The organism is Streptomyces sp. NPDC032745, assembly GCF_055579465.1.
Map to the genome: position 1 here is coordinate 95,086 of NZ_JBVING010000020.1, position 18,073 is coordinate 113,158.

At 73.8% G+C, this 18,073-nt stretch carries 16 protein-coding genes; 8 read left to right on the forward strand and 8 right to left on the reverse strand.

What is annotated here, in order from left to right; genetic code table 11:
* Nucleotides 1-163 precede the first annotated feature (163 nt).
* Together ACZ5WG_RS36640 and fxsA are read left to right on the forward strand one after the other, a co-directional pair.
* The gene (locus ACZ5WG_RS36640; protein ID WP_468728913.1) at nucleotides 164-961 is read left to right on the forward strand and encodes a polyprenol monophosphomannose synthase; all 798 of its coding nucleotides are present in this window, start codon (nucleotides 164-166) and stop codon (nucleotides 959-961) included.
* Nucleotides 962-1,206: 245 nt separating this feature from the next.
* Nucleotides 1,207-1,782 (forward strand): FxsA family membrane protein, encoded by a 576-nt coding sequence (gene fxsA, locus ACZ5WG_RS36645; RefSeq protein ID WP_468728914.1) that lies wholly within the window; start codon nucleotides 1,207-1,209, stop codon nucleotides 1,780-1,782.
* 91 nt (nucleotides 1,783-1,873) lie between these two features.
* On the opposite strand, the gene ACZ5WG_RS36650 is transcribed toward fxsA, so the two are convergent.
* From ACZ5WG_RS36650 to ACZ5WG_RS36660, 3 genes are all read right to left on the reverse strand, one after another.
* The gene (locus ACZ5WG_RS36650; protein WP_007262928.1) at nucleotides 1,874-2,248 is read right to left on the reverse strand and encodes an RNA polymerase-binding protein RbpA; all 375 of its coding nucleotides are present in this window, start codon (nucleotides 2,246-2,248) and stop codon (nucleotides 1,874-1,876) included.
* Nucleotides 2,249-2,571: 323 nt separating this feature from the next.
* The gene (locus tag ACZ5WG_RS36655; RefSeq protein WP_468728916.1) at nucleotides 2,572-3,954 is read right to left on the reverse strand and encodes an MFS transporter; all 1,383 of its coding nucleotides are present in this window, start codon (nucleotides 3,952-3,954) and stop codon (nucleotides 2,572-2,574) included.
* Nucleotides 3,955-4,021: 67 nt separating this feature from the next.
* Complete coding sequence (locus tag ACZ5WG_RS36660) at nucleotides 4,022-4,792, reverse strand: glycerophosphodiester phosphodiesterase family protein (RefSeq protein ID WP_468728917.1); 771 nt, start codon at nucleotides 4,790-4,792, stop codon at nucleotides 4,022-4,024.
* A 183-nt stretch (nucleotides 4,793-4,975) separates the two neighbouring features.
* On the opposite strand from ACZ5WG_RS36660, the gene ACZ5WG_RS36665 reads away from it, so the two are divergent.
* On the forward strand, nucleotides 4,976-6,478 hold the full coding sequence (locus ACZ5WG_RS36665) for an SCO1417 family PLP biosynthesis transcription factor (RefSeq protein WP_468728919.1): 1,503 nt from the start codon (nucleotides 4,976-4,978) through the stop codon (nucleotides 6,476-6,478).
* A 45-nt stretch (nucleotides 6,479-6,523) separates the two neighbouring features.
* Here ACZ5WG_RS36665 and ACZ5WG_RS36670 read toward each other — a convergent pair whose 3' ends face one another.
* Nucleotides 6,524-8,191 (reverse strand): P-loop NTPase family protein, encoded by a 1,668-nt coding sequence (locus tag ACZ5WG_RS36670; protein WP_468728921.1) that lies wholly within the window; start codon nucleotides 8,189-8,191, stop codon nucleotides 6,524-6,526.
* A gap of 83 nt (nucleotides 8,192-8,274) precedes the next feature.
* Complete coding sequence (locus ACZ5WG_RS36675) at nucleotides 8,275-8,469, reverse strand: hypothetical protein (protein ID WP_030162614.1); 195 nt, start codon at nucleotides 8,467-8,469, stop codon at nucleotides 8,275-8,277.
* Nucleotides 8,470-8,801: 332 nt separating this feature from the next.
* On the opposite strand from ACZ5WG_RS36675, the gene ACZ5WG_RS36680 reads away from it, so the two are divergent.
* A complete protein-coding gene (locus ACZ5WG_RS36680) occupies nucleotides 8,802-9,224 on the forward strand; it encodes an ankyrin repeat domain-containing protein (RefSeq protein ID WP_266631269.1) in 423 nt (140 codons plus the stop codon).
* Nucleotides 9,225-9,568: 344 nt separating this feature from the next.
* On the forward strand, nucleotides 9,569-10,966 hold the full coding sequence (locus ACZ5WG_RS36685) for a HEAT repeat domain-containing protein (RefSeq protein ID WP_468728923.1): 1,398 nt from the start codon (nucleotides 9,569-9,571) through the stop codon (nucleotides 10,964-10,966).
* A gap of 1,951 nt (nucleotides 10,967-12,917) precedes the next feature.
* Here the strand turns inward: ACZ5WG_RS36685 and ACZ5WG_RS36690 are convergent.
* The 3 genes from ACZ5WG_RS36690 to ACZ5WG_RS36700 are packed head-to-tail and all read right to left on the reverse strand — an operon-like array spanning nucleotide 12,918 to nucleotide 15,156.
* Nucleotides 12,918-13,787: a 5-oxoprolinase subunit C family protein gene (locus tag ACZ5WG_RS36690; protein WP_468728924.1), complete on the reverse strand. Its 870-nt coding sequence runs from the start codon at nucleotides 13,785-13,787 to the stop codon at nucleotides 12,918-12,920.
* Nucleotides 13,784-14,401 carry a 5-oxoprolinase subunit B family protein gene (locus ACZ5WG_RS36695; protein WP_468728926.1) on the reverse strand — a complete coding sequence of 206 codons (618 nt, stop codon included), beginning with the start codon at nucleotides 14,399-14,401 and terminating at the stop codon, nucleotides 13,784-13,786. The genes ACZ5WG_RS36690 and ACZ5WG_RS36695 overlap by 4 nt, the downstream gene beginning before the upstream one ends.
* A complete protein-coding gene (locus ACZ5WG_RS36700; protein ID WP_468728957.1) occupies nucleotides 14,398-15,156 on the reverse strand; it encodes a LamB/YcsF family protein in 759 nt (252 codons plus the stop codon). Before ACZ5WG_RS36700 ends, ACZ5WG_RS36695 begins: the two co-directional genes overlap by 4 nt.
* A 185-nt stretch (nucleotides 15,157-15,341) precedes the next feature.
* Between ACZ5WG_RS36700 and ACZ5WG_RS36705 the strand changes: the two genes are divergently transcribed.
* From ACZ5WG_RS36705 to ACZ5WG_RS36715, 3 genes are read left to right on the forward strand one after another with little or no spacing between them, the layout of a single operon-like run.
* Nucleotides 15,342-16,847, forward strand: a complete 1,506-nt coding sequence (locus ACZ5WG_RS36705) for a hypothetical protein (RefSeq protein WP_468728927.1) — start codon at nucleotides 15,342-15,344, stop codon at nucleotides 16,845-16,847.
* Entirely contained in the window at nucleotides 16,844-17,131 is a 288-nt protein-coding gene (locus tag ACZ5WG_RS36710; protein ID WP_468728928.1) for a hypothetical protein, read from the forward strand. Before ACZ5WG_RS36705 ends, ACZ5WG_RS36710 begins: the two co-directional genes overlap by 4 nt.
* Nucleotides 17,128-18,030 (forward strand): hypothetical protein, encoded by a 903-nt coding sequence (locus ACZ5WG_RS36715; RefSeq protein ID WP_468728929.1) that lies wholly within the window; start codon nucleotides 17,128-17,130, stop codon nucleotides 18,028-18,030. Before ACZ5WG_RS36710 ends, ACZ5WG_RS36715 begins: the two co-directional genes overlap by 4 nt.
* Nucleotides 18,031-18,073: the final 43 nt, after the last annotated feature.

The following is an 18,073-nucleotide window of genomic DNA, read 5'->3' on the forward strand; positions in this document are numbered from 1 at the left end:
GGGGGAGGGTGGCCCCGTGTCGGGGCCCTGCGGTCCAGTAGACAACGGTCACGGCGACCCGCAGCCAGCGGGAGCCTGACCGGCCCGAAGGACCGCGGGCCCCGACCACTGTTCTAAAGTCATCCTCTGTGACAGGACGTACAAGAACACGAAGGCGGACTCAGTGAGCGACGGCGGACAGCGAGGCCACGGACCGCTCGGCACGGCCTTGGTGATCATTCCGACCTTCAACGAGGCGGAGAACATCGGGCCGATCGTCGCCCGCGTGCGCGCGGCGGTGCCCGAGGCGCACATCCTGGTCGCGGACGACAACAGCCCCGACGGCACCGGCAAGCTCGCCGACGAGCTGGCGGCCGGCGACGACCACGTGCACGTCCTGCACCGCAGGGGCAAGGAGGGCCTCGGCGCCGCCTACCTCGCGGGCTTCGCCTGGGGCCTGGAGCGCGATTACGGCGTGCTCGTCGAGATGGACGCCGACGGCTCCCACCAGCCGGAGGAGCTGCCGCGGCTGCTCACCGCGCTGGCCGGGGCCGACCTGGTCCTGGGCTCGCGCTGGGTGCCGGGTGGCCGGGTGGTCAACTGGCCCAAGAGCCGCGAGTTCCTCTCCCGCGGCGGTTCGACGTACTCCCGGCTGATGCTGGACGTCCCGATCCGCGACGTGACGGGCGGCTACCGCGCCTTCCGCCGCGAGACCCTGGAGGGGCTGGGTCTGGAGGAGGTGGCCTCCGCGGGCTACTGCTTCCAGGTCGACCTGGCCCGCCGGGCCGTGCGCCAGGGCTTCCGCGTCGTCGAGGTGCCCATCACCTTCGTCGAGCGCGAGTTCGGCGACAGCAAGATGAGCAGGGACATCGTGGTGGAGGCCCTCTGGCGGGTCACCCAGTGGGGGCTCAAGGCCCACGCGGCGAAGCTGACCGGCCAGGACAAGCCCAAGGGCTCGGACAAGGGCGGGAACCACGCCTGACGGATACCCGCCCTCCCCCAAGGGCTGTCCCGTAATCCCCGGCGGGCGCACGACGCCGGCTGCGGCACCTCGCCGCGTTGTCGGAACGCCCGGATACACCCGGTTTGAGGACGCTCCTCCGCCTTGCGATGCACCGCATCCGACGCCGCGCGCTGATCCACCGGGGATCACGGGACAGCCCTTAGGGGCTGTCCGGTACCTGCGGCTGAGGTCGCTTTTACGCCGCCCCAGGCACACTGGGTGGTATGACCACCGGCGTTCCCCTTTCGACGGCCCCCCGGCGGCGCTCGCGCGCCCGCACGTTCCTCCCCCTGGCGGTCGCCGCCTGGCTGATCCTGGAGATCTGGCTGCTCAGCCTGGTCGCCGGCGCGGCCGGCGGGCTGACCGTCGCCGCGCTGCTCGTGGGCGGAATCGTGCTCGGCGTCGTGGTCATCAAGCGGGCCGGGCGGCGCGCCTTCAAGAACCTGACGAACACCTTCCAGCAGGCTCAGCAGGGGCAGCAGCCGACCCCGCAGCAGCCGGGCAGTGGCAACGGCCTCACCATGCTGGCCGGCCTGCTCCTGATCCTGCCGGGCCTGATCTCCGACGTGGCGGGCCTGCTCTTGCTGCTTCCGCCCGTCCGGGCGTGGACCGGCCGCCGGGTAGCCGGCTCCCTGGAGCGCAAGATGGCCACGGCCCCGGCCGGGAGCTTCGGCGACGCCTTCCAGCAGGCCCGCATCCACTACCCCGACGGCAAGGTCGTCCAGGGCGAGGTCATCCGCGAGGACGAGCCGCAGCAGCCGGGCCCGGACGCCGGGTACCGGCCGCCGCTGGCGCCCTGAGCCCCGTACGACGGAACGAGCCGAGGGCCCCTGCCACAGTTTCGTGGCAGGGGCCCTCGGCTTTGTTCGCTTTGTTCTCCGCGTCCGGCTGTCAGGCGGACTTGCGGCTGTCCCGCGGATGCACGGCAATGTTCATGGCGCCGGAACGCAGGACGGCCAGCCTCTCGGCCAGCACCTCCTCCAGTTCCTCGCGGGTGCGCCGCTCCATGAGCATGTCCCAGTGCGTTCGCGCAGGCTTGCCCTTCTTCTCTTCGGGCCCGTCCCCGTCAACCAGGAGTGCCATGGCGCCGCACGCCTTGCACTCCCACTCCGGCGGAATCTCTGCCTCAACCGAGAACGGCATCTCAAATCGATGTCCGTTCTGGCATGCGTACTCCACCGCCTGGCGCGGGGCCAGATCGATGCCGCGGTCCGTCTCGTAGCTGGTAACCACGAGCCGCGTACCGCGGAGAGCTCGCTCACTCATGAATCGTGCCTCCCGGGCTTGTCGCCCACAGGACAGGTGTCGCTGTCGTCGTCATCCGGTCAACGTCCGGTCGGCGGTATAGATTCCCGCTCCGGGTGATGCGTCGCCCGTCGTGCCGCCCCTTGTTGTACCCACCAGTGCCCGTTTTGTCACATCTGGCAGCAGATGTCACCCAACGTCTTCAGTTCTTTAGCGCGCAGTAACGGTCCGCCTGGCAGGCCAAAGGCGTACACTACCGGCCCTTCGCTTCAACGTCGAAATCCGTTCGGAATTCGTATGAAGATCCGGGTCTGATCCGCTGCCGGAGCGTCCCCCGGATCCGCTCAGATCCTCTCGGGAACAGGATTCCCCGCCGCCTCCACCGCGCGCCGCACCGGCACCCGTGCCAGCAGCACGAAACCCAGTGCGAAGAACACCACCAACGAGATGATCGCGTCCCGGTAGCTGCCCGTGACCTGGTACGTCAGGCCGAACACCAGCGGTCCGATCCAGCTCAGCCCGCGGTCGCTCATCTCGTACGCGGAGAAGTACTCGGCCTCCTTGCCCGCCGGCACCAAGTGCGAGAAGAGCGAGCGCGACAGCGCCTGGCTGCCGCCCAGCACCAGTCCGATCATCGAGGCGAGGGCGAAGAACCACACCGGCGTCCGGGCCGGCAGGAAGTAGCCCGCCGCCAGCGTCAGCCCCCACGCCGCCAGCGAGCCGAGGATCGTCCGCTTCGCGCCGTACATCACGGCCAGCCGGCCCATGCCCAGGGCGCCCGCCACGGCAAGGACCTGCACCAGCAGCACCGCCACGATCAGCGTGGACTGCTCGAGCTCCAGCTCCTGCTTGCCGTAGATCGAGGCCTGCGAGATCACCGTCTGCACGCCGTCGTTGTAGATCAGGTACGCCAGCAGGAACGACAGCGTCAGCGGATAGCGCCGCATGTCCTTCAGCGTGGCGACGAGCTGCTTCCAGCCACTGACGGCAGGCGCCGCGCCGGGCTCCCGCACCACGGCGCGGTCCCGCAGCCGGCGCAGCGGGACTATCGCGAAGGCCCCCCACCACAGGCCCGCCGAGGCCAGGCAGATCCGAACCGCTTCGCCCTCGCTGAGCCCGAAGGAGTCGTGGCCCAGGTAGAGCACCAGGTTGACCACCAGCATCACCGAGCCCGCCGTGTAGCCGAAGGCCCAGCCCCGCGAGGACACCGCGTCCCGCTCGTCCGGCGTGGAAATCTGCGGCAGGTAGGCGTTGTAGAGCACCATCGAGACCGAGAGCGCGGCGTTCGCCACGATCAGCAGCAGCCCGCCCAGCAGGTAGCGCTCGCCGCCCAGGAAGAACATCCCGGCGGTGGCCGCCGCGCCCGTGTACGCCGCCACCGCGAGCAGCGGCTTCTTCCGGCCGGTCCGGTCGGCGACGGCCCCCACCAGCGGCATGAGCAGCAGGGCGAGGATCACCGACGCCGAGACCGAGTAGGCGAAGAAGGACCCGACCCGCACCGGGATGCCCAACGGATGCACGAACCCGGGGGTCCCCTCCGCCTTCGCGGCGGCCTCGGCCACCGAGGTCAGGTAGGGCCCGAGGAACACGGTCAGAACGCTCGCCGAGTACACCGAGACGGCGAAGTCGTAGAAGTACCAGCCCCGCTGCTCGCGCTTGCGCGCGGCCGCGCCGGCTCTGCCGTCCTCGGCCCCCGGTTCCGTTTCGTCCATGGTCTGCGCACTCATAGGTGCCCCCTCGCTGGTCCCCGTACCGCACGGGCCACCGGATCCGTGCGGCGGCCGTACGGGCTCGTCAGGCCCAGGCCCCGCGCCGGTCCAGCACCGTGCGCAAGATGTCGATCCGGTCGGTCATGATGCCATCGACTCCCAGGTCCAGGAGAGCCTCCATACGTTCCGGTTCGTTCACGGTCCAGACGTGCACCTGGAGTCCCCGCTCGTGCGCCGTGCGCACGAACCGCCGGTCGACCACGCGGATGCCCGCCTGCGTCTCCGGAACCTGCGCCGCCACCGCCCCGACCCGCAGCGCCGCCGGGATCGCGAACGAGCGCAGCCGCAGCCCGAGCACGCCGCGCACCCCGTACGAGGTCGCCAGCCGGGGACCGGCGATCTTCTGGGCGCGGGCCACCCGGCTCTCCGAGAACGAACCCACGCACACCCGGTCCCAGACGCCCGCCCGGGCGATCAGGTTGACCAGCGGGTGCAGGGCCGACTCGGACTTGATGTCGATGTTCCAGCGGGCGTCGGGGAACTCCTCGAGGAGCTCCTCGAACAGCGGAAGCGGCTCCGTGCCCGCCACCCGGGCCTCGCGGACCTTGCTCCAGGTCAGCTCGGCGATCCGGCCCTGCCCGTCGGTGACCCGGTCGAGGGTGGAGTCGTGGAAGGCGACGAGCTTCCCGTCGGCCGTGGCGTGCACATCGGTCTCGAAGTACCGGTAGCCCGCATCGGCGGCCCGCCGGAAGGCCGCAGCGGTGTTCTCCAGCCCGTCCGCGGCACCACCCCGGTGCGCGAAGGGGATCGGAGCCGGGTGGTCCAGATACGGATGGCGAAGGCGTACGTGCGTCACCCGCCGCAGTATGCACGGTGTCACCGGTGGGGAGGGAGCGGCCGGATGGCTGGGTGGTGAACGCCGCACCGCCCCCTGGCCCGGGTGGACCGCGGCGTGACAGGCTGTGGGGGCGGAAGCAATCCAATACGGGCCGCGCCCGGGTGCGGGCGGGGCCAATTCGATGAAGGTGGACCGGACAGCATGGCAGAGTGGACCTCGGCGGTGGGTGCCGCACAGCTCGCCCGTCTCATCACCTCCCAGCAGGAGCGGCCCGGCGTCCCCGGGGCGCGGAAGCTGCCCGCCTACCGGACCCTCGCCGACGGCATCCGGCTGCTCGTCCTCGAAGGCCGCGTCCCCGTCGCCGCCCGGCTGCCCGCCGAACGGGAGCTCGCCGTCTCCCTCTCCCTCTCCCGCACCACCGTCGCCGCCGCGTACGAGGCCCTGCGCGGGGAGGGCTTCCTGGAGTCCCGGCGCGGCGCCGGCAGCTGGACCTCCGTACCGGCCGGGAACCCGCTGCCAGCCCGGGGGCTGGAACCGCTGCCGCCCGAATCCCTCGGCTCCATGATCGACCTCGGCTGCGCCGCGCTCCCGGCACCCGAGCCCTGGCTCACCAAGGCCGTACAGGGCGCCCTCGAAGAGCTCCCGCCGTACGCGCACACCCACGGGGACTACCCCGCCGGGCTCCCTGCCCTGCGGCGGATGCTCGCCGACCGCTACACCGAGCGCGGCATCCCCACCATGCCCGAGCAGATCATGGTCACCACCGGCGCGATGGGCGCAATCGACGCCATCTGCAGCCTCTTCGCCGGCCGCGGGGAGCGGATCGCCGTCGAATCCCCGTCCTACGCCAACATCCTCCAGCTCATGCGCGCCGCCGGCGTCCGGCTCGTGCCCGTCGCGATGGCCGACGGCCTGGCCGGCTGGGACATGTCCGTGTGGCGGCAGGTACTGCGCGACGCCGCGCCCCGCCTCGCCTACGTCGTCGCCGACTTCCACAACCCCACCGGCGCCCTGGCCTCGGACGAGCAGCGCCGCGCCATGGTGGAGGCGGCCCGATCGGCCGGCACCGTGCTCGTCGTCGACGAGACCATGGCCGAACTCCAGCTGGACCCGGCACTGGAGATGCCCCGCCCCGTCTGCTCCTTCGACCCGGCCGGCTCCACCGTGATCACCGTCGGCTCCGCCAGCAAGGCCTTCTGGGCCGGCATGCGGATCGGCTGGGTCCGCGCGGCGCCCGACGTGATCCGGAGCCTGGTCGCGGCGCGCGCGTACGCCGACCTCGGCACGCCGGTGCTGGAGCAGCTCGCGGTCAACTGGCTGATGCGGACCGGCGGCTGGGCACAGGCCGTGGAGATCCGCCGCGACCAGGCCCGGGAGAACCGGGACGCGCTGGTCGCCGCGGTGCGCCGGGAGCTGCCCGACTGGGAGTTCGAGGTGCCGCGGGGCGGGCTGACCCTGTGGGCCCGGGCGGGCGGGCTGTCCGGCTCCCGGCTGGCCGAGGTGGGGGAGCGGGTCGGCGTACGGGTCCCCTCGGGGCCGCGGTTCGGCGTCGACGGGGCCTTCGAGGGCTACGTCCGGCTGCCGTTCACCGTCGGCGGGCCGGTGGCCGAGGAGGCCGCCGTCCGTCTCGCAGCGGCCGCCCGCCTGGTCGGCACGGGCGCGGGCGGCAGCGGCGCGGAACCCCCGCGCACGTTCGTCGCGTAGGGCGCCCACGGGCCTGCGCGGGCGCCGGGGCCCGGAAGCCGTCGCTCAGGGGCCGACCGGCCACGGGCCGCGGGCCGGTGGGGTCTCGGCCGGGACCTCCTCGCTCTCCTCGGCGTCGATCGACGGGTCCTGCGCCCGGGCCGGCGGCTGGACGATGTGCAGCGGCTTCGACAGCGTCACGCGGCCCGGCCCGCCCGGGGCCGGCAGCTGCCGCCCGGGCAGCAGCTCCTGCACCGCCTGCCGGTGCGCCGGATGCGTGGCGTCGTCGTACGGGTCCGGCGTGGCGGGCACCTGCAACCGGTGCACGGGACCCGCCCCGAGCCGGGCGTACCCGCGCCCCGGCGGAACCTGGGCCGTCGGGGTGGTGTGCGGCGCCAGCCCCAGCACGTCGGTGATCTGCTGGATCGCGGCGGGCCCGAGCACGACCCGGGCCCGGGTGTGCTGCCACACGGCGTCGTTCAGCAGCTCCAGGTGGTCGAACTGCTCGGCCACCACGACCGTGACGTGCGCGGTGCGCCCGTGCCGCAGCGGCACCTGGAGCTGGGCGAGGGGGTCGGGGCTTCCGTCGGCGGCCGCGAGGTGCGCGAGCACGCTGGGCCGGTCCAGCAGGATCCACAGCGGCCGCCGGGTGTCCTCGGGCGCGGGCCGACCGGCCTCGCGGGCCCGGTGCGTGGCGATCAGCCGCCGCTCCGTCTCGCGCGCCGCCCACTCCAGGGTGGCCAGTGCCCCGGCCGGACCGCACTCCACGGCCAGCACGCCCGTACGTCCGGACAGGCAGGAGAACTCCCCGCTGGCGCCGCCCTCGACGATCAGTACCTCGCCCCCGTGCTGCAGGGCCTGCAGGGCGATCGAGCGCAGCAGGGTCGAGGTGCCGCTGCCGGGCTGGCCGACGGCCAGCAGGTGCGGCTCGGTGGAGCGGGGGCCGGTGCGCCAGATCACCGGCGGCACGTCGCGCGGCTCGTCGTCCTCCAGGACGGGCAGGGTGCGCTGCACGATGCCGGCGTCGGTGAAGCCGAGCACGGTCTCGCCGGGCGAGGTGACGAACGGCTGGGCGGCGATGCCGGTCGGCAGCGCGGCGAGCACCGTCAGGTCGAGCTGGTTGCCCTCCTCGTCCCAGTCGAAGAGGTACTCCCGGCCGCGCCCGGACTTGGCGTGCAGCAGGGCTTCGATCCGGGCCCGCGCGGAGGCCTCGCCGTCGGTGAAGTAGGCGGGGTAGCGGATCCGGAGCCGGGTGATGCGGCCCGCGTCGTCGAAGGCGTAGTCGCTGAAGGCCTTGTCCCACTCCCCGCCGTGGGCGAAGAGCGGGCTCGGGTCCTCCGGCGTGGAGAAGTAGGGCACGAGGGCGTCGTAGAGGGATCCGAGCCGTTCGGTCTCGGCATCGCCGGGCCCGGTGTTCACCGGGCCCCGGTCGCGTCCCTGCCAGGCCGCCGCAGCCATCAGGGTGATCAGGGCGAGGAGCGGTCCGTACGGGACGAGCGCGACCACGAGGACACAGGCGGCTCCCAGGAACAGCGCGGGACCACGCTTGTCCTTGGGGGTCTGCAGCCACTTGCGCCGCCCGGCCGAGGCCAGGACGCGCAGGCCGCGCCCGATGACGAGGAGCGGATGGAGGACGTCCGTGGCGCTGTCGGCGGCCGTGCGAGCAAGGTCGCGGCCCCGGGCCAGCGACGTGGTGCCGCTGCTGAGGATGCGGGGGAGTGGGCGCCGGGCCACGGGCGTCTCCTGGAGTTGTCGTGGTGCGGGACGGTGCGTGCGTGCCAGGTCCCGCCAGCCAGACGGGACTTTGACGACACGAACTAGAGCTTGATCCCGCCGAGCAGGCTGGCGAGGCTCGCGGTGCTCGCCGTGATGCTCGGCGCGATGGCGGAGCCGGCGAGGAAGAAACCGAACAGCGCACAGACGAACGCGTGGGACAGCTTCATCCCGTCCTTCTTGAAGAAGAGGAAGGCGATGATGCCGAGCAGGACGACGCCTGAGATGGACAGGATCATGAGAGGTTCTCCTGGTGGGTGGGGACGGTCACCATCAGTTGTTCCAGGCTCACAGGAAGTATCAATGCGATAAAAGGTGCATACGGGTGAATCGAGGCTTTTTTCACTTGACCGGCGCAGCCCGGCTGGCGCGTCCGGCGCGAAGCAGGGCCAACCGGACCAGCCCGGCGCCAACCAGGGCCAACGGGGATCCTTGCCTCGGTCCGACCCCCGTATGTGCAGGTCCGGGCGCTACTCTGGCGATTCACCCGTACGGCCGCGGCGCCGTACGCCCCCCTGCCCGCCGGCCTGGGGAACCTCATGCCGACAGCGAGTGAAAGGCGGTACGACAGATGAGCGAGCACGAGCCCACCGAGGGCGGCTCCCAGGGCGCTCCCGACGAGGACGTCATCGAGCTGGCCACCAAGATCTTCGACCTCGCCCGCCAGGGCGAGACCGAGACGCTCACCGCGTACCTCGACGCCGGAGTCCCGGCCAACCTCACCAACGACCGCGGCGACACCCTCGTGATGCTGGCCGCCTACCACGGCCACGCCGCCACCGTCACGGCCCTGCTGGCCCGCGGCGCCGAGGCCGACCGCGCCAACGACCGCGGCCAGACCCCGCTCGCCGGCGCCGTCTTCAAGGGCGAGGAGGCCGTCATCCGCGCCCTGCTCGCCGGAGGCGCCGACCCGACGGCCGGAACCCCCTCCGCCGTGGACACCGCCCGCATGTTCGCCAAGGCGGACCTGCTGGAACTCTTCGGAGCCAAGTAGTCCGCTTTTGCCCGTGACCTGGCACGGTCCGACCGGTCCGCCACCTCACGGGTTGATCACGGCAGCCGTAAATGTGGTCGCGGCGCACAAACCGGCTGGGTCATCATGGCGTCGGATTCGATTTGCGAACAGGACGGACGGGCAGGAGCGGGCAGGACACAACGGGTGTCCGACCCCCACACCTACCGGGGGACCGCCGCCCTGGTCGCGAAGCACCGACGAGAGTGAGAAGGCAATGGTCTACATCGAGCGGAACATGACGGCGAACGTCCTCACATGCTGTTACGCGGCCCTGTGAATCCCGATTCCCGGTTGCGTCCCCAGCTTGATTTGAGGCCATTCCCATGTTCGAACCAGTCATAGCGCCAAGCGGCACCCTGCTCGGGCTCCTCCAGCGGGGCCGCGGCGACGGCACGCTGCACGCCCTCGCGGCGCCCCGCACGGAGGCCCTCGTGGCCCTCAACCAGTGCGTGGTCAGCGATCCGCGCCAGGACTGGCAGGTCGAGAACCGCTCGCTGTACTACGCGCGCCTGTACCTGGATCTCGACGGCCCCCTCGGCGAGATCGAGAGCCACCTCTTCAGCGCCGACGACCTCGTCGACGACACGGACCACCGGACCGGCCTCGCCCTGTCCGTACTGGGCCACCTGGCCTCGTACGGCCGCGACGACGCGCTCATGCTGCTGCGCCGCTACGCCGCCTCCGGCGCCAACTGGGCCTGGGCCCTCGACGAGCTCGCCCTGCGCGACGACGACGAGGGGCTGCGCGGCCTCGCCGCGCCCGTGCTCGCCAGATTCCCGGCCGACGCCGAGGGCGAGGCGCGGCTGGCCGCCGCCGTCCGCGACGCCTACGAGCCCCGGCCCTGGTGTCTGTGGGAAGAGTCACCCGAGTACGGCGACCGCCTGCGCGCAGCCCGCCAGCAGGGCTCCTTCGACCGCTGGCAGCGCCAGCTCACCCCGAACGGGCCCCGCCCCGGCTGGGGCGTACAGGCCGTCTTCGACTGGGCCGCCGACGGCTTGCGCCGCGGAACCCCGCTGCACGTGCCCGCCGCGCGCTGCCTCGCCGCCGTCGCCGCACCCGAGGACCGCTCCGCGATCCTCGCCGCCGCTGCCGGCGCCGCCGGCGAGGCCGCCCGGGCCACCGCCCTGCACCACCTGGTCCTCGCCGAGCCGGAGAACCCGGCCGTACTGGACCTCATCGAAGCCGCCGGGGACGAGCCCGCCGTGGCCGCCTACGAGCGCATGTGCGGCCCCGCGGCCGTCGACCGGGCCCGGCAGTGGGTCCACCGCCCCGACGCACTGGGCGCGGCCGCAGCCGCCCTCCTGGCCTGCCGGGGCGGAGCCGAGGACACCGGACTCGTCCTGGGCGCCCTCCGCTCCACGGTCCGCGGCTCCGGCCCGGACGCCCAGCGGCTGTTCGCCCTGGTCGACGGGGCGGGCCGGCTCTCCATCGGCTGCGCGGCACCGGTGCTGCGCCACATCTACCGCGAGACGGCCTCGTCCCACCTGCGCGGGCGCGCGGCGCGCGCCCTGGCCAGCACGGACCCGTCCTTCGCGGCCGGCTTCGCCGTGGAATGCCTCTGGGACTGCGAGGAGACCACCCGCGAGGTAGCGGCCCACCACGCGGAGACGGCGGACGCCCGCGTAGCGCCGAGGCTCCGCCGCCTGGCATCGGACCCGGCGGAGGAAGAGGACGTCCAGTCGGCGGTCCGCAGCCGGATCGCGCCGGAGTCGGCGGTGTAGGGCGGGGGCCGGGCACGCGGGCACGCGGGCACGCGGGCTGGAGGGGCGGGGGGACACGCACTCCGCGCCGGGAGAGCCGATCGGGCCGCCAGGGGGGCGGGCCCCGGGCCCCTGTCGGCGGGGGGCCGTCGGGACGCCGGGGCCCGCCGGCTCGGGACGGGAGGCCGCCCGGGACACCGAGGCTCCGCCCAGGCGGCGCCGCGAGGTCCGTGTGCTCGGGCTCGGGAGAAGCCGGCCGGGATGCAGGAGCCGGGGTCTGTATTGCACGGCGCCGGAAGAGCTGATCGGAACGCCGGGGTCGGGGTCCGTGTACTCCGCGTCGGAGAGGCCGGTCGGGACGCCAGCCGGCCTGCGTAATCGGCGGCGGAGGGGTTGGTCGGGGGGCCAGGGGCCAGAGTCTGTCGACCCGGCGCCGGGAGGGTCTGCCGGGACACCCGGGTCGGGGTTCCGGCCGACCGGGGTCGGGAGGGGTCCGGGGGCGTCCCGTCAGTCCACTGTCCTTCCGTGTCGTGCCGGTCCCTCAAGGGCGCTCCCTGCGGTCGCGTCGCTTCGCGATGTCGCTGCGCTCCACCCTTGACCGACCGGCCCGCCCCGGAATGCCAACAGACTGCCGGGAAGCCCCCGAAGGATGGCCGGGGGGTTCGGATTCCGATGAGGGCTCATCAGAGATCCTGACCGGCAGCCCCTGTCCATCCGCACCCAGCCCACCAGGGGCATCGAGAGGGGTCGGAATGGGCGCCCGGGAGGGCCATGCCTCCCTCAAGGGCCCATAGGCACCCTTTCCGGGCCCATGCAGGGTCAACCTGCACCAGACAGCGATGAGATGACGCTGCGGTGCCGGTTGGGCCGTGGACGCCCCAAATCGCTACGCGCTCCGCCCGGTTTGGCGTCCGGCGGCCGTCTGGGGCTGGGCATAGGCCGCTCATGACCGGCACAGGGCGGCCTGGCATGCGACAGCGGGTTGTCTGCCCCTTTTATTCGCCAGTTGAGAGTCACGAGACGCCCTGTCGGAGTGAGAGGTGGAGAAATCCGGCATCAGGCTCCCTCTCGCCCGCTTTTCGCCCCCAACAGCGTGCAGACGCCCGGAAACCCGCCCACGGGAGGCATCTGGCGGCCTATGTCCAGCCCCGGACGGCCGTCGGACGCCCAGCAGAGAGAAGCGCGTAGCGATCTGACGCGATACGGGCCTGCCCCTCACCGGATCGTCATCTCATCGCTGTCTGGTGCAGGTTGACCCCACCTGGGTCCGGAAAAGGGCTTCATTTGGGCCCTTCAGGGGGCCGTCCCCTCCCCGCGGCCCCGTCACCGGCCCTGCTCGCTGGTCCTGGTGGGCTGGGTCCGGATGGACGGGGCCCCTGCCCGGCATCTCTGATCGGGCCCGGTCCGGATCCGAACCCCCCGGCCATCCTTAGGGGGCTTCCCGGCAGTCTGTTGTCTTTCCGGGGCGGGCCGGTCGGTCAAGGGTGGCCGAAGGCCATCGCGAAGCGACGCGACGACGAAGGAGGAGCGCCCTTGAGGGACCGGCACGACACGGAAGGACAGTGGACTGACGGGACGCCCCCGGACCCCTCCCGACCCCGAGTCCACAGACCCCGCCCCGTGGCCCCCCGACCAACCCCTCCGTCGCCGAGTGCACGGCCCGGCCCGCACGTCCCGATCGGCTCTCCCGTCGCCGAGTGCACGGCCCGGCCCGCACGTCCCGACCGGCTCTCCCGGCGCCGCGTGCGTGGACTCCGCCGCCGGCGTACGGACCGGCTCTCCCGGCGCCGCGTGCGTGGACTCCGCCGCCGGCGTACGGACCGGCTCTCCCGGCGCCGCGTGCGTGGACCCCGCCGCCGGCGTACGGACCGGCGCTTCCGGCGCCGCGTGCGTGGACTCCGCCCCCGAAGCCCCCGACCTGGCCCCGACCCCGCATGCGCGGAATCCGCCCCCGAAGCCACCGCCCTGCCCCCTACCCCCGTACGAACCGCACCGGAACCCCCGGTCTGGCCTGGGCTGCTGCGTTCAGGGGCGGGCCCGGGGGGACCACGCCTACGACCGGGTAGCCGCCCGTCACCGGATGGTCGGCCAGGAACACCACCGGCAGGCCGTCCGGGGGGACCTGCACGGCGCCCAGCACCATGCCCTCGCTCGGGAGTTCGCCGCCGCGGCTGCGGATCAGCCGGGCCCCGGCCTCGGTGCGGAGTCCGATGCGGTTCGACGCCGGCGAGACCCGGAACTCCGCGCGCCACAGGGCCGCGATCGAAGCGGGCTCGAACCAGTCCGCCCGCGGCCCCAGCCGCAACGGCAGCACCAGCTCGGTCGGCGCCCCCGGCACCCGCAGTGCATCCGCCCCGCAGACCGGATCCGGCCCGGCCGGGCCCACCGGCAGCACTGTCCCGGCCGACAGGACGCCCGGCCCCAGCCCCGACAGCAGGTCCGTCGAGCGACTGCCCAGCACCGGCGGTACGGCGAACCCTCCCCGCACCGCGACGTAGCTGCGCACCCCCGACTCCGCCCGGCCCACCTCCAGCTCCGCCCCGGCCGGGAGCCGGACCGGGGCTCCCCAGGCCACCGCCCGGCCGGACACCCGTACCGCACAAGGAGCTCCCGTGACCGCCACGGTCACGGGAGCCAGCGCCCGCAGGCCGACCCCGTCCAGGGTGGTCTCCAGCGCGGCCGCCGCCGGCGGGTTGCCCAGCAGCCGGTTGGCGAGGCCGTGCGCCCCCGTGTCCAGCGCGCCCGACCTGGGCACCCCCAGGTGCGCATGTCCGGGCCGCCCCAGGTCCTGGACCGTGGTCAGCGCCCCCGCCCGGAGCACCTCCAGCGCGTCGCCCCTCACCCCGCCACCTCCTCGAACCGCACGCGTACCCCCGGCGCGAACAGCGCCGCCGGTTCCCGCTCCGGATCCCACAGGACCGCGTCCGTCGTCCCGATCAGCTGCCAGCCGCCGGGGGAGGAGCGCGGGTACACCCCCGCGTACTCTCCCGCCAGTGCCAGCGAGCCCGCCGGGACGGCCGTACGGGGCGTGGCCCGCCGCGGCAGGTGGTAGCGCTCCGGCAGCCCCGTCAGGTAGCCGAAGCCGGGCGCGAACCCGCAGAAGGCCACCCGGAACACCGTCCCCCCGACGATGCCCGCCACCTCCCGCTCCTCGACCCCCCACAGCCGGGCCGTCTCCGCCAGGTCCGGCCCGTCGTACCGCACCGGGACGTTGATCAGGGGCCCCTCGGTCTCCGCGAGCGGCGGCACCTCCCAGCGCGCGATCCGCTCCGCCAGCGCGCGCGGGTCGCGCACGCCGTCCAGCAGCACGGTCCGCGCGGCCGGTACGACGTCCCGTACGGCGCCCAGCTCGCCCGCGTCCCGCCGCCGGAGCAGCTCCGCGTGGAGCGCGGCCACCTCCGCCGCCGAGTCCAGCTCGATCAGCAGCGCCTCACCGCCGACCACCAGCGGCCTCACGCGAAGGCCTCCACCCGGACTCCCGCCGCGCCCAGCGCCTCGCGCACCCGCAGGGCGAGCTGTGCCGCCCCCGGAGTGTCCCCGTGCAGGCACAGCGAGCGCGCCTCCAGCGCGACCCGGGAGCCGTCGCGGGCCGTCACCGCGCCCTCGGTCGCCATTGCGACCGCGCGGGCGACCACGGCGTCCGGGTCGTGCAGCACCGCCCCCGGCTCGCTGCGCGGCACGAGCGTCCCGGCCGGCGTGTACGCCCGGTCGGCGAACGCCTCCGGTACGGCCGTGAGGCCCGCCGCCTCGGCGGCCGTCAGCAGCAGCGAGCCCGGCAGGCCGAGCACCGGCAGGTCGCCGGCCCCGGCTGCCGTCCGCACCCCGGCGACGACGGCACCTGCCTGGTCGGCGTCGTGGACCGTGCGGTTGTAGAGCGCACCGTGCGGCTTCACGTACGACACCCGGGAGCCGGCCGCCCGTGCGAAGACCTCCAGCGCCCCGATCTGGTACGCCACCTCGTCGGCCAGCTCGCCCGCGGGCACGTCCATGGAGCGCCGCCCGAAGCCCGCCAGGTCGCGGTACGCGACCTGCGCGCCGATCCGTACGCCCCGCTCCGCGGCCAGCTCGCAGACCCGGCGCATGATGGACGGGTCCCCGGCGTGGAAACCGCAGGCCACGTTGGCGCTGGTGACGACGGACAGCAGGGCCTCGTCGTCGGTCAGCGTCCAGCGCCCGAAGCCCTCGCCGAGATCGGCGTTGAGGTCGATCAGAGGTGTGATCAGAGGTGTGATCATGGCAGCCATGCGGTGAGCGTAGAACAGCGCCCGCACGGCGGTGACGGCTTCGGCCGCGCGTTCGGTGGCCCGTACGGCGGAGTGTCCGCGCGCGCCCGGGACCGATCCGGCCGAACCATGCCGTTTGGGATGTTGTCCGTATCAGCGCCTAGTCTTTGTCCGTGACTCTCCCTGCCCCGGCGAAGACCCTTCCGTCCCCGGCGCCGGGCCCGGCCGCCGACGAGGGCCTGGCCCGGCGGCTGCGCGCGCTCGCCTGCACCGCCCCGCTGCACGACCTCGACGTACGCAAGGCCAATCTCGCCGGCGAGTACGGGATCTACGCGATGGCGGAGGTCGCGCTCGCCGCGATCGACCTGGTCACGCTCAACATGGACTTCGACACCGGCGCCGACCACGAGCAGATAGTGGCCCGGCTGCTGCCGCGCATCGCCGCGCAGGCACCGCACCGCCCGGCCGCCGAGCACGAGCGGGTGGCCCGCTGGGTGCTCGAGAACCTGATCAACGTGGGCAGCGTCGACCGGGGCTTCCGTGCGATCTACGGCACGTTCGGCCCGGACGGGGTCTACGTCCGGCGGGACTACGACTTCAAGCTGATCGAAGAGGTCCCCGGCTACGGCGGCGCGGTCTACCTCCGTACGACGGACGAGGCCGTCAACGTGCTGGTCGGCGCCCTCGACACGGACGTCACCAGCGCGCAGATCGCGGCCGAGGTGAAGCTGGAGGTCCTGATCAGCCGGGGCCGGCTGGCCGATGCCCAGCTCGCCGCCGAGCAGGCCCGGTACCGCACGGTCCAGTACGCGGAGACCCTGCGCCGCACCCTGGACGCGACCCGGCGCAACGTCCGGGCGGTGGACTGGCTCCAGTCCGTGCCCGACATGATCGAGGAGGCCCTCGACCACGTCGCCGACCGCTACCGGCACGAGAACGCGATCCTGACGAACATCCGCAGGGCGCGCGACGAGGCCGAGGAGCCGGAGAACAAGCGGCGCGCCGCCGAGCTCGTCGACATCGTCAAGGACTGCATCCGCCGCCACACCCAGCTCCAGTCGAGGCTGCTGGACGCGGGCCCGCTGTTCCGCGCCGAGCAGGACCGCCAGGCCTTCGCGGCCCCGGCGCCGCGCTCCGGGATCGACCTGTACGGGCAGCTCGTCGCACCGGTCCTGCCGCTGCCGGTCGCGCAGGCCGGGCGGGTCACCGACGCCTTCTTCGCCGCGGGCGCGGGTCTGCGCACGCCCGTCTCCGTGCGCGTCGCCGACCTCGTCGAGATCCTGCTGACGCCGCCGGTGGAGCGCGAGCACCTCGGCGCGGAGATGCCGGAGCCGGACCTCATCGCGACCCCGGACGACAGCCGCTTCAGCGAGGAGCAGCTCGCCGCCGCGATGGAACTCCTGGACCTGCCGCACGACGCCCCGCGCCGCCTGTCGGGCCTGCTCGCCGAGGCCCGGCGCAGCGACCCGGACCTGCCGTACCTGGTGGCCCTGCTGGCCGTCCACGCGGCGAGCCCGGCCGTCGGCACCGCGTACCGCCAGGGCGAGGAGCGGCTGCTCTTCGCGGTGGACGACGGCACGGAGCTCGACGACCCCGAGTTCGGCGGCGCGGACCTGATCGTCGGCACGGCCCTCCTGGACGCGGCCGCGATGACGGCGGACCGCACGGAGGCGGCGTGAACACCGCCACCGGCCGAGCCGGGCGGAAAGCGCCCCCGGCTGCCCGCGGGCACGCGCCCGCAGTTGCCGCCGCCCCGGCGGCGCACCGCCACGCGCCCGCGGCGGCCCCGCCGCAGCCGCGTGCCGCTGTCGGGGCCTTCGCTCCGCTCGGAGCCCTGCGGGCCGCGCCCGCGCGGGCCCGTTCCGCACCGTCCACCGGGGCGGGGCCCGAACGTCGGCCCGACCCCGCGGCCGTCACCCGCACCACCATGACCACCCGTACCGCCGAGGAGACCCACCCGTGAGCGACCACCACGCCGAGAACCCCGCGTGGAGCGAGCCCGACGCGCCGTCGGCTCCCGTCGCGCCCGCCCCCGGAGGGTCCGTCACCCCCGCCGACGCCGCGGACGCGGCCCGGCTCGTCGCCTTCGGGCTGCAGCCCAAGCTGCTCCCCGCCCGTGACGCCGAGTACGCGGAGCTGCTCCGCCGCTACCGCGAGGACCCGGCCTTCGGCCGCCTCGCCGACGCCGTCGCCACCGGCCTCGGCCTCGTCGTCCTGGAGGTGTCCCCACGCGCCGGCATGGCCGTCGCCGCCGGCGAGGACTCGGTCTTCGCCGTCCGGATGGGCGACTACGCCCGCCGCACCGCCGCCGACTCCGCCGACCGGTTCCTGCACGGCCTCGCCCACCTCGCCGTCGCCGCCCTCGCCTTCCCCCGCCCAGAGGACCTCGCCGACGACGGCTACATCGGCCGCGTCACCGTCAACGGCGTCGACGCGTTCGTCCGGCAGACCTGTCGCCGCCTCGAGGAGCGCGCCGAGGAGCTCGGCGAGAACACCGACCCGGCCACCGACGCCCCCGGCCTCGAAGCCGCCTGGCGCGTCTACGCCCGCCGCAGTGCGACCGGCGCCACCAAGGACGCACGCCGCCTCGCCGGCTCCACCACGGGCATCGTCGGCAAGGCGGCCGCCTTCCTCACCGAATCCGGGTTCCTCCAGCGCACCGGCGACGACGCAGGCGGCACCTACCGCACCACCCCCCGCTACCAGCTCCAGGTCCGCGACATGGCGGGCAGCGCGGCCATGGCCGAGCTCCTGGAACTCGGCGTGGTCCCCGTCAGCGACGGCTCCGCCAGCCTCCTCCCGCCGCCCGAGGGCGACGACCTGGAGCTCGCCGCCGACGCCGGCCTGCCCTTCCACGCCTGAGTCCCGCCGCCGAGCACCGCCGCCCGACCTGCCCTACGTACCG